Source organism: Brevundimonas sp. (assembly GCF_046293315.1).
Classification (GTDB): domain Bacteria; phylum Pseudomonadota; class Alphaproteobacteria; order Caulobacterales; family Caulobacteraceae; genus Brevundimonas.
This window is the reverse complement of record NZ_JBKBPF010000023.1, coordinates 1-9862: the sequence shown is the minus strand read 5'-3', so window position 1 is coordinate 9862 and position 9862 is coordinate 1. Positions and strand designations below refer to the sequence as shown.

At 69.6% G+C, this 9862-nt stretch carries 11 protein-coding genes and 1 tRNA gene; 9 read left to right on the top strand and 3 right to left on the bottom strand.

Features of this window, described 5'->3' with window-relative positions; all coding sequences use genetic code 11:
- Positions 1 to 280 precede the first annotated feature (280 nt).
- Positions 281 to 356, bottom strand: a tRNA-Ala gene (locus tag ACK4SE_RS13760).
- Positions 357 to 527: 171 nt separating this feature from the next.
- Here ACK4SE_RS13760 and ACK4SE_RS13755 point away from each other — a divergent pair.
- The 7 genes from ACK4SE_RS13755 (at position 528) to ACK4SE_RS13725 (ending at position 7180) form a co-directional block, all read left to right on the top strand.
- A complete protein-coding gene (locus tag ACK4SE_RS13755) occupies positions 528 to 836 on the top strand; it encodes a YggT family protein (RefSeq protein WP_409693832.1) in 309 nt (102 codons plus the stop codon).
- A complete protein-coding gene (locus tag ACK4SE_RS13750) occupies positions 836 to 1117 on the top strand; it encodes a DUF167 family protein (protein WP_409693829.1) in 282 nt (93 codons plus the stop codon). The genes ACK4SE_RS13755 and ACK4SE_RS13750 overlap by 1 nt, the downstream gene beginning before the upstream one ends.
- A gap of 88 nt (positions 1118 to 1205) precedes the next feature.
- Complete coding sequence (locus tag ACK4SE_RS13745; RefSeq protein ID WP_409693826.1) at positions 1206 to 2687, top strand: amidohydrolase; 1482 nt, start codon at positions 1206 to 1208, stop codon at positions 2685 to 2687.
- Entirely contained in the window at positions 2684 to 4036 is a 1353-nt protein-coding gene (locus ACK4SE_RS13740) for an amidohydrolase family protein (RefSeq protein ID WP_409693823.1), read from the top strand. Before ACK4SE_RS13745 ends, ACK4SE_RS13740 begins: the two co-directional genes overlap by 4 nt.
- A 168-nt stretch (positions 4037 to 4204) precedes the next feature.
- Complete coding sequence (locus ACK4SE_RS13735; RefSeq protein ID WP_409693821.1) at positions 4205 to 5686, top strand: methyl-accepting chemotaxis protein; 1482 nt, start codon at positions 4205 to 4207, stop codon at positions 5684 to 5686.
- Between the two features lie 60 nt (positions 5687 to 5746).
- Complete coding sequence (gene bioB / locus ACK4SE_RS13730; protein WP_409693818.1) at positions 5747 to 6757, top strand: biotin synthase BioB; 1011 nt, start codon at positions 5747 to 5749, stop codon at positions 6755 to 6757.
- Positions 6758 to 6781: 24 nt separating this feature from the next.
- Positions 6782 to 7180, top strand: coding sequence for a Tat pathway signal protein (locus tag ACK4SE_RS13725; RefSeq protein ID WP_409693815.1), 399 nt, complete (start codon positions 6782 to 6784; stop codon positions 7178 to 7180).
- Between the two features lie 138 nt (positions 7181 to 7318).
- On the opposite strand, the gene ACK4SE_RS13720 is transcribed toward ACK4SE_RS13725, so the two are convergent.
- Together ACK4SE_RS13720 and ACK4SE_RS13715 are read right to left on the bottom strand one after the other, a co-directional pair.
- The gene (locus ACK4SE_RS13720; RefSeq protein ID WP_409693812.1) at positions 7319 to 8101 is read right to left on the bottom strand and encodes an SDR family oxidoreductase; all 783 of its coding nucleotides are present in this window, start codon (positions 8099 to 8101) and stop codon (positions 7319 to 7321) included.
- Positions 8098 to 8400, bottom strand: a complete 303-nt coding sequence (locus tag ACK4SE_RS13715) for a 4a-hydroxytetrahydrobiopterin dehydratase (RefSeq protein WP_409693809.1) — start codon at positions 8398 to 8400, stop codon at positions 8098 to 8100. The genes ACK4SE_RS13720 and ACK4SE_RS13715 overlap by 4 nt, the downstream gene beginning before the upstream one ends.
- A gap of 114 nt (positions 8401 to 8514) precedes the next feature.
- Here ACK4SE_RS13715 and ACK4SE_RS13710 point away from each other — a divergent pair, with 114 nt between their 5' ends.
- Together ACK4SE_RS13710 and ACK4SE_RS13705 are read left to right on the top strand one after the other, a co-directional pair.
- A complete protein-coding gene (locus tag ACK4SE_RS13710) occupies positions 8515 to 9282 on the top strand; it encodes a class I SAM-dependent methyltransferase (protein ID WP_409693807.1) in 768 nt (255 codons plus the stop codon).
- A gap of 2 nt (positions 9283 to 9284) precedes the next feature.
- Positions 9285 to 9862, top strand: a 578-nt coding sequence (locus tag ACK4SE_RS13705; protein ID WP_409693805.1) for an AarF/UbiB family protein, incomplete at its 3' end; no start/stop codon positions are given.

Here is a 9862-nt window from a genome sequence, read left to right as displayed (position 1 = left end):
CGATCAGCCCGGCCAAAGTTCGCGGAACCCGCAGGCGAAGGTAGTAGGTTGATCCACGAACGATGAGGCCAGACGTTTGCCGCCGCCCGTGATTAGGTGACCGTGGAGACGGTCGAAGGGGCCGTTCGGGCGGTGTGTGCGCCGAGGTGGTGCTACATCCTCGGGAGACTGAACCAACTGTAGATGAACGCTTTTTCGGCGGTCGTTGAAGGACCGTGTGATACAGCGTGGTGTCAGAATTCTCGCCCGAACCTGTCCAAACCCTTATGGAACAAGGATTTGGTGGAGCCGAGGGGAGTCGAACCCCTGACCTCGTCATTGCGAACGACGCGCTCTACCAACTGAGCTACGGCCCCGTGCCGGGGTTCCAGGCGAGGGCGCGACATAGGCGGGGCGGCCCGGTGGTGTCAATAGAATCCCGCCCCCCCGAATCCGGCGTCCTGCCGCCCGGATCGGCGGAAGGGTTTGGCGCGGACGACGAAGACCGCTAGAAGCGCCTCCACAACCTTGGGAGCTTCGGGCGCGGCATGGCCGGTTTCATCTGTTTCATCGTCGGCGCGGTGCTGACGCTGCTGTTCTGGGCGATCATCATCAGCGCCATCATGAGCTGGCTGTTCGCCTTCGACGTGATCAACTACCGCAACCGCTTCGTGGCCCAGCTCGCCAGTTTCCTCGACCAGGTGACCGGGCCGCTGCTGGCGCCGCTGCGCCGGGTGATCCCGCCCCTGGGCGGCATCGACGTCACCCCGATCATCGTGCTGCTGGTTCTGCGCGGGGCGCAGCTCTATCTGCTGCCCCCCTTCTGCATGCTGCTTTACGACATCCTGCCCTTCTGATGACCCGGCTGACCGTGCGGCTGACGCCGCGCGGCGGCGCCGACCGCATCGACGGCTGGGATCAGGACCCTGACGGGCGCCCGCTGCTCAGGGCGCGGGTGCGCGCGGCGCCCACGGACGGCGAGGCCAACACCGCGCTCACCGCCCTGATCGCCCGTGGCCTGGGGATTTCGAAGTCCGATGTCACCATCGCCCGCGGCGCCTCGGCCCGCGTCAAGGCGCTTGAGATCAGGGGCCTTTCGGAGAGCGAAATCCGGGCGCGGATGGATTTGAAGATCTGAGGACGGGAATTCGGGCTTTTCCTGACCGCCGCATCGCGCTTTGATGCGCCCGCTTCCGGATCTGGAAACGCAAGGGGCTGAAATATCCATGATTTCTCATCGCATGCGGGGCCGTGGCCTCGCGCTGGCGGGCTGCGCGCTCGCCGCCATGACCCTGTCCGCCTGCGCCACCACCGGCGCCGCTGACCCCGGCGCGGACACGGCCTCCACCCCCACCAGCGAGCGCGCGGCGCTGCCGCGCGGGCTGGATGGCGCCGCCAACCCGGATCCCTTCCCCTCCACCTATCAGGCCATGCCCCGGCGCGACGCCGCCATCGTCGGCGCCACCGTCTTCACCGCCGCCGGCGACCGCATCGAGAACGGCGTGGTGATCATGACCGACGGCCGCGTGGCGGCGGTCGGCGGCGCCGACACCCCCGTGCCCCAGGGCCATCAGGTGATCGACGCGCGCGGCCGCTTCGTCACCCCCGGCCTGATCGATGTGCACAGCCATCTCGGCGTCTATCCGTCGCCGGGCGTCATGGGCATGTCCGACGGCAACGAGGCCACCAATCCCAACACCGCCTATGTGTGGTCCGAGCACTCCATCTGGCCCCAGGATCCCGGCTTCAACGCGGCGCGGGCGGGCGGGGTCACCACCCTGACCATCCTGCCCGGCTCGGCCAATCTGTTCGGCGGGCGCTCGGTGACCGTGCGCAATGTGCCCTCGGTGACCATGCAGGGCATGAAGTTCCCGGGCGCCCCCTACGGCCTCAAGATGGCCTGCGGCGAGAACCCCTCGCGGGTCTACGGCTCGCGCAACCAGAGCCCGGCCACCGGCATGGGCAATGTGGCGGGCTATCGCACCGGCTTCATCGAGGCCCGGAACTACGCCCGACGCTGGGACAACTGGCGCGAGAGCGGCACGGGCGAGCCGCCCAACCGCGACCTGCGGCTGGAAACCCTGGCCGGGGTTCTGGACGGCTCCATCTCGGTGCAGAACCACTGCTACCGCGCCGATGAAATGGCGGTGATGCTGGATATCGCCGAGGAGTTCGGCTTCTCCATCCGCACCTTCCACCACGCCACCGAGGCCTACAAGGTGGCCGATCTGCTGGCCGAGAACGGGGTCTGCGCGGCCATGTGGACCGGCTGGTGGGGCTTCAAGATGGAGGCCCTGGACGCCATCGAGGAGAATGTCGCCTTCGTCGACGCGCCGGCCAACAGCTGCGCCGTCATCCACTCCGACGACGACACCCTGATCCAGCGCCTCAACCAGGAGGCCGCCGCCGCCCTGTCCGCCGGCCGCCGCGCCGGGCTGGACCTCAGCGAGGAGGACGCCCTGCGCTGGATCACCATCAACGCCGCCCGCGCCGTCGGCGTGGAGGACGAGACCGGCTCGCTGGAGCCCGGCAAGCGGGCCGACGTGGTGATCTGGGACGTGAACCCGTTCAGCGTCTACGCCCAGGCCCAGCAGGTCTTCATCGACGGCGCCCTGACCTGGGACCGCACCGATCCGGCCTATCAGCCCCGCACCGACTTCGAACTGGGCCAGCCCGGCCAGCCCAACACCGTGGGAGGCGCCCAATGATCCGCCGCAACCTGTTCAGCGCCATGGCGGCGTGCGCCCTGGCCCTCGCCGCCGCGCCCGCCGTCGCACAGGATCCCGTCGCCATTACCGGCGGCCGCATCCTGACCGGCTCGGGCGAGATCGCCTCGGGCACGGTGGTCATCTCGGGCGGCCGCATCAGCGCCGTGGGCCCCAATGCAGCGATTCCGGCCGGCGCCCGGGTCATCGACGCCGCGGGCCGGGTCATCACCCCCGGCATCGTGGCGGTGGACTCCGGCATCGGCGGCAGCGAGGTCTCCTCGGTGCAGGGCTCCACCGACCTGCGCCAGTCCAGCAACAGCCTCAGCGCGGCCTTCGACGTGTCGCGCGGCCTCGATCCCTGGTCCATCACCATTCCGGTGGCCCGTCTGGGCGGCGTCACCCGCGCGGTGGTCATGCCCCAGCATCCCGGCTCGTCCAGCGGCCATGTGCATGAGGACGACACCGCCGGCGCCGGTCACGGCGGCTATCACACCCCGGGCCTGTTCGCGGGCCAGGCGGCGGTGGTGCATCTGGCGCGCGGGACCGACATCCTGGTCCAGTCCAATGTGGCCATGGTCGCCCCCTTCGGCGAAGCGGGCGCCGGCATCGCCGGGGGCGCGCGTGGGGCCGAGTTCACCCTGTTCCGCGAAACCCTGGCCGAGGTCCGCCTCTACGCCCGTAACCGTCAGGCCTATGAGCGCGCCGGCCTGCGCGCGCTGTCCCTGTCCCGCGCCGATCTGGAGGCCCTGATCCCGGTGGCCGAAGGCCGCATGCCGCTGGTGGTCAGTGTTCACCGCGCCGCCGACATCCTGCAGGTGCTGCGTCTGGCGCAGGAAGAGAACATCCGCCTGATCCTCGACGGCGCCGAGGAGGGCTGGCTGGTGGCCGACCGGATCGCGGCGGCAAACGTGCCGGTGTTGCTGAACCCCCTGGCCAACCTGCCCTCGAACTTCCAGGTGCGGGCCGCGCGGCAGGAGAACGCCGCCCGGCTGCACGCGGCGGGGGTGACCATCGCCATCAAGCCCGGTGGCTCGGCCCACCGGGCTCGCGACGCGCGCTACAACGCGGGCAACGCCGTGGCCAACGGCCTGCCTTTCGAGGCCGCCATCGCCGCCATCACCGTCAATCCGGCCCGCATCTTCGGCCAGCAGGGCTTCGGCGCCCTGGCCGTGGGGCAGGCGGCCGACGTGGTGGTCTGGTCCGGCGATCCGCTGGAGCCGCTCAGCCAGCCCGAGGCCGTCTTCATCGCCGGGGTCGAACAGCCGCTGCAGGCCCGCAATCTGGAGCTGCGCGACCGCTATCATCCGAACCGGGACCGGCGCATGCCGCACGCCTACAGCCCGCGCTGACCATCGCCTGTGCAAACAGAAGGAAAGGCGACCCATAATGGGTCGCCTTTTTCTTTCTCAGGCGCACCACCGCGCCTTCCGTTAATCCCTGAAAAACCACTTCGGGCGCACGGCTATGGCCATACTTTCCGCGGTGTTCGAATCCGCCATATTTTTCAGGACTTGGTGGTGTCTGACGATATTCTCTCCCAGCGCATGGCCTTCATGCGCCTTGCCGAGCCGTCTGCGGCCTACAAGGCCATGGAGCCGATCCTGCGTCAGGCCCTGCCGGTGGCCCTGGACGTCTTCTATGACCAGATCAAGCAGACGTCCGAGGTGCGGCGCTTCTTCTCTGATCCCGCCCATATGAAGGCCGCCCGCGCCGCACAGGCCAATCACTGGGACGCCCTGATCATGGGACGGCGCGATGCGGATTACGCCGCCTCCGTGCGCACCATCGGACAGGTCCATGCCAGAATCGGACTGGAGCCCCGCTGGTACATCGGCGGCTACAGCCTGATCCTGGCCAGCCTGATCAAGGCCGTGGTCATGCGACCCCGCAAGACCTTCGCCGGCGGGGCCCATGAGGCCGAGACCGCAACAGCCACGGCCGAGCTGACCCAGCGGGTCCTGCTGGACATGGATCTGGCCATTTCCATCTATCTGGAGGCCCTCCAGGCCGAGCGGGATCGTGTCGCCGCCGAACAGCAGGAGGCCGAGGCCCGTCAGGCGCGCGTGGTGACGGCGCTGGGTTCCGCCCTGAAGGCCCTGGCCGCCGGCGACCTGTCCGTGTCCATCGATCAGCCTTTCCCGGACGAGTACAGCTCGCTTCGGGACGACTTTCATACCGCGGTCGGCGCGCTTGAAACCGCCATGTCGGGGGTGGTTGAAAGCGCCGCCGCGCTCTCTTCGGCCTCGGCCCAGCTGGCCACCGCATCCGACGACCTGTCGCTTCGCACCGAACAGCAGGCGGCCCATCTGGAGCGCACCGTGGCCACGGCCGACGGCATCGCCAAGGCCGTCGCCCAGACCGCAGCCGACGCCGCCCAGGCGGCCGGCGCGGCCGCCTCCACCCGCCGCGAAGTGGAGCAGGGGGTCGCTGTGGTGGTCCAGGCCCGCACCGCCATGGAGGCCATTCGCGCGTCCTCGGACAACGTCGCCGGCTTCGTCAGTCTGATCGACGAGATCGCCTTCCAGACCAATCTGCTGGCCCTGAACGCCGGGGTCGAGGCGGCGCGGGCGGGCGACGCCGGTCGCGGATTCGCAGTGGTGGCGTCCGAAGTCCGGGCTCTGGCGCAACGGTCGGCCGAGGCTTCCGGTGAAATCCGCGATCTGATCCGCCGCTCGGGCGAACAGGTCAGCGAGGGCGTGCAACTCGTGGACCGCACCGGCCAGGCGCTGGAGCGCATCGACGCCCAGGTGACCAGCGTCGATAGCCTGGCCGAGGCCATGGCGTCCTCCGCGCGCCGTCAGGCCGACGATCTCTCGGACGTGAAGGCCGCCTTCGCCCAGATGGACTCCATCACCCAGCAGAACGCCGCCATGACCGAGGAGGCCACCGCCGCCACCCGCCAGATGGCGGGCGAGGCCGACGGGCTGAACCGCCAGATGGGCCGCTTCCGTCTGGGCGGCGCGCAACGGCGGGTCGAGAATCTGCGTCTGGTCGGCTGAAGATTGCGGGTTCATCCCCGGCGCGGTCGCTGCTAAGCCGCCTGTTCGAGGAGGCCCGCCATGAACGCACCTGTCCGCATTGAGGACCTGTCCATCCCGCGCCACGACTGGACTCTGGACGAGGTCGAGGCCCTGTTCGCCCGGCCGTTCATGGAGCTGGTGTTCGACGCCGCCACCGTGCACCGGCGCGGGTTCGACCCGTCCGCCGTCCAGAAGTCCCAGCTGCTGTCGGTCAAGACCGGGGGCTGCGCCGAGAACTGCGGCTACTGCAGCCAGTCGGCCCACTTCCAGACGGGCCTCAAGGCCGAAAAGCTTCTGGACGCCCAGGTGGTCATCGCCGAGGCCATGGCCGCGAAGGCGGGCGGCGCGGACCGCTTCTGCATGGGCGCGGCCTGGCGCGAGCTGAAGGACCGCGACCTGCCGAAGCTGGCGGCCATGATCGGCGGGGTGAAGGCCCTGGGTCTGGAGACCTGCGCCACCCTCGGCATGCTGACGGCCGATCAGGCGAAACAGCTGAAGGACGCCGGGCTGGACTACTACAACCACAACCTGGACACCGGCCCGGAATATTACGCCGAGGTGGTCACCACCCGCACCTATCAGGAGCGGCTCGACACGCTTGAGCATGTCCGCAACGCCGGCATGGCCACCTGCTGCGGCGGCATCGTCGGCATGGGCGAAAGCCGCCGGGACCGGGCCGGCCTGCTGCACGCCCTGGCCACCCTGCCCGAACACCCCGACAGCCTGCCGGTCAACGCCCTGGTCCCGGTCACGGGCACGCCGCTGGGCGAGCGGGTCATGCGGGAGGGCGAGATCGACCCCATCGAGTTCGTGCGCACGGTCGCCGTGGCCCGCATCGTCTGTCCGAAATCCATGGTCCGCCTGTCCGCCGGGCGCGAGGGCATGAGCCCGGAAATGCAGGCGCTGTGCTTCCTCGCCGGGGCCAACTCCATCTTCGTGGGCGGCAAGCTGCTGACCACCCCCAATCCGGAGGAGGACGAGGACGCGCGCCTGTTCTCCCTGCTGGACCTGAAACCCTACATTTCCGCCGAGCGCGTAACCCGGAATTAAGCGGCGCCGGGGCAAGGTGGCGCCATGGATCGCCGCGCCCTCATCGGACTGGCTCTCGTCGCCGCCTCGGCCGGATCGGCGGCGGCCGCCGCGCCCGCGTCGGACGGCGGGGCGCCGGCCAACAGCTACATCAATCTGAACAGCATCAACGGCTCGGTCACCCGCGCCAATGGCCGGCTGGGTGTTCTGGCCGTCGAGGCGGGCATCGACGTGCCCGACGCGGCGCTTCGCGCCACAGCCGCCGCGTCCGGCCCGCGCCTGCGTTCAGAAATGGCCCAGGTGGTCCAGCGCGCTGCCGCAGGGCTCCGTCCGGGCGCGCCGCCGGACGTGCACCAGCTGTCGCGCGACCTTCAGTTCGCCGTCAATCAGGTGCTGGGCCGCCGCGGCGCCCGCGTCCTGCTGGGCACCGTCATGGTGGTCTGAGGGCAAGAGCATGATCGTTTCGGACGGAACCGCTAGGCGGTTCCGGTTGAAGCGTGAATCATGCTCTCGCTTTCATGTGGAGCCTGATCCACGGCATCAGCGGAATCGCGAAGCGATTCCACCTCAGCCGATCAGGCTCTACTGGGCCGACATGCCGCCGTCGATCTTGAACTCGGCCCCGGTAATGAATTTGCTTTCGTCCGAGGCCAGATAGACCACGCACCAGGCCACGTCGTCCGGCTCGCCGATGCGCTTCAGGGGAATGCCGCGCGCCAGCTTCTCGTGGGCCAGAGCCTCGTCGCCGCCGGCCATGGCCGTGAACGGGTCGAGGATGCCGGTCTTGATGAACACCGGATGCACCGAGTTGGACCGCACCCCGTTGCCTGCCTTCGCGCACTCCAGCGCCACGGTCTTGGAGAACAGCCAGACCGCCGCCTTGGACGCATTGTAGGGTCCCATCCCCGGCGCCGCCGTCAGCCCGGCGATGGACGAGATGTTGACGATCGAGCCCCGCCCGGCCCTGGCCAGATGCGGAATGGCGTGCTTGCAGCCCAGCATGACGGACTCGACATTGATGGCCTGCATCCGCCGCCAGGCGTCCAGGTCGGTCTCCACCACCGGCTTCAGCCCGCCGCCGATGCCCGCATTGTTGACCAGCACCGACAGCCCGCCCAGATCGCTCACCGCCCGGTCGATCACGTCGATCCACTGCCCCTCGTCGGTGACGTCGTGGGCATAGGCGAGGGCCGCGCCCGGATGGTCGGTGTTGACGGCGTCCGCCAGCGCCCGCGCCCCGGCCTCGTCGATGTCGGTCAGGGCCAGCCGCGCGCCCTCTTCGGCCATGCGCCGGGCCATGGCCTGTCCCAGACCCCCCGCCGCCCCGGTGACCAGGGCGATCTTGCCCGCAAGACGCCCGCTCATTTCCCGCCCAGCCCCACGGCCGCGCCGTTCATGAATTCCGCCATCTCCACGTCCAGCCCCGTGACCCCGTCGGCGTCATGGGTGGTCAGCAGCACCTCGACCCGGTTGTAGACATTGGACCACTCCGGATGGTGATCCATGCTGTCCGCCTTCAGGGCGACGCGGGTCATGAAGCCGAAGGCCGCGTTGAAGTCCCCGAACACGAATTTGCGCACGATGGCGTCCCGCTCGCCCGGCGCCCGGGTCCAGCCCGGCAGTCCTTGCAGAGCCTTTTCAGCCCCCATGCGTTCAGCGGCCATGTCCGTCTCCTTTGGCAATCCTGTCACCGGCCTATCGCGCACCGCTCCCTGCGGCAAGCGGATGCGGCCACGTGCGGCGGTGACGGCGCGCCCCGCACCCGCTAAAGCGATGCCATGACCGAGCCCGCGCAAAAGACCTCATCCTTCGGCTTCCGCGACGTGGACGCGCGCGAAAAGGTCCAGCTGGTGCGCGGGGTGTTCGATTCCGTGGCCTCCAGCTACGACCTGATGAACGACCTGATGAGCGGGGGCGTGCACCGGCTGTGGAAGGACGCGGCGGCGGCGAAGCTCAATCCCCGCCCCGGCGAGCGCATCCTGGACGTGGCCGGCGGCACCGGCGACATGGCCCGGCGCTATGCGAAGATGGCCCGTCGCGCCCAGCAGCGTCTGGGCGGCGCCGACGCCGAGGTGGTGGTGCTCGACTACAACGCCGAGATGATCCTCGCCGGGGTCCAGAAGGGCGGCGAGCCCGGGATGACCTGGACCGTCGGCGACGCCATGGCCCTGCCCATGCCCGACGCCAGCGTCGACGCCTATTCCATCAGCTTCGGCATCCGCAATGTGGCCGACATCCCCCAGGCGCTATCCGAAGCCCGCCGCGTCCTGAAACCCGGCGGCCGCTTCCTGTGTCTGGAGTTCTCGCGCCCCACCGCCGAGCCCATCCGCAAGGCCTATGACCTGTGGTCCTTCAACGCCATCCCCGCCATCGGCGGCTGGGTGGCGAAGGATCGCGACAGCTACCAGTATCTGGTCGAAAGCATCCGCCGCTTTCCCGACCAGTCCGCGTTCAAGGCCATGATCGAGGACGCCGGCTTCAGCCGCGTCACCGTCACCAACCTGTCGGGCGGGGTCGCCGCCATCCATCACGGCTGGGCGATCTGACCGTGCCGTTTGATCCGTCGCCCGAGACCGCCGCTCCCCTGCCCAGCGTGCGCGTGCGCGACCCCGTCGGCTCGTTCCTGCGGCTGCAGGGCTGGCTGTGGGTGCTGATCCGCCACGACGCCCTCGTCCCGCGCGAGATCGTCCCCCTGCTGCCCGCCTGGACCCGGCCCATCGCGCGCTTCCTGCACCTGTTCGCCGGGCGCGAGGCCAAAGCCGGCCGCCCCGGCCAGCGTCTGGGCGCCGCCTTCGAGCATCTGGGCCCCGTGGCCATCAAGCTGGGTCAGGTGCTGGCCACCCGCGCCGACATCTTCGGCGCCGAGTTCGCCCGCGACCTGGGCCGGCTCAAGGACCGCCTGCCGCCGTTCCCCATCGATCAGGCCCGCCGCGAGGTGCAGCGCTCGCTGGGCCGCCCGGTGGAGGCCCTGTTCACCGATTTCCAGCCCGCCATCGCCGCCGCCTCCCTGGCCCAGGCCCACCCGGCGTATCTGGCCGACGGCCGCAAGGTGGCGGTCAAGGTGCTGCGTCCGGGCGTGGAGCGCCGCGTCGCCCTGGGTCTGGACGCCATGCGGCTGGGCGCGAA

Excerpts from the sequence above, each read along its gene's own strand:
- ACK4SE_RS13750 (WP_409693829.1), top strand. The coding sequence starts at position 836 with ATGACCCGGCTGACCGTGCGGCTGACGCCGCGCGGCGGCGCCGACCGC.
- ACK4SE_RS13725 (WP_409693815.1), top strand. The coding sequence starts at position 6,782 with ATGGATCGCCGCGCCCTCATCGGACTGGCTCTCGTCGCCGCCTCGGCC.
- bioB (WP_409693818.1), top strand. The coding sequence starts at position 5,747 with ATGAACGCACCTGTCCGCATTGAGGACCTGTCCATCCCGCGCCACGAC.
- ACK4SE_RS13745 (WP_409693826.1), top strand. The coding sequence starts at position 1,206 with ATGATTTCTCATCGCATGCGGGGCCGTGGCCTCGCGCTGGCGGGCTGC.
- ACK4SE_RS13720 (WP_409693812.1), bottom strand. The coding sequence starts at position 8,101 with ATGAGCGGGCGTCTTGCGGGCAAGATCGCCCTGGTCACCGGGGCGGCG.
- ACK4SE_RS13740 (WP_409693823.1), top strand. The coding sequence starts at position 2,684 with ATGATCCGCCGCAACCTGTTCAGCGCCATGGCGGCGTGCGCCCTGGCC.
- ACK4SE_RS13710 (WP_409693807.1), top strand. The coding sequence starts at position 8,515 with ATGACCGAGCCCGCGCAAAAGACCTCATCCTTCGGCTTCCGCGACGTG.
- ACK4SE_RS13715 (WP_409693809.1), bottom strand. The coding sequence starts at position 8,400 with ATGGCCGCTGAACGCATGGGGGCTGAAAAGGCTCTGCAAGGACTGCCG.
- ACK4SE_RS13755 (WP_409693832.1), top strand. The coding sequence starts at position 528 with ATGGCCGGTTTCATCTGTTTCATCGTCGGCGCGGTGCTGACGCTGCTG.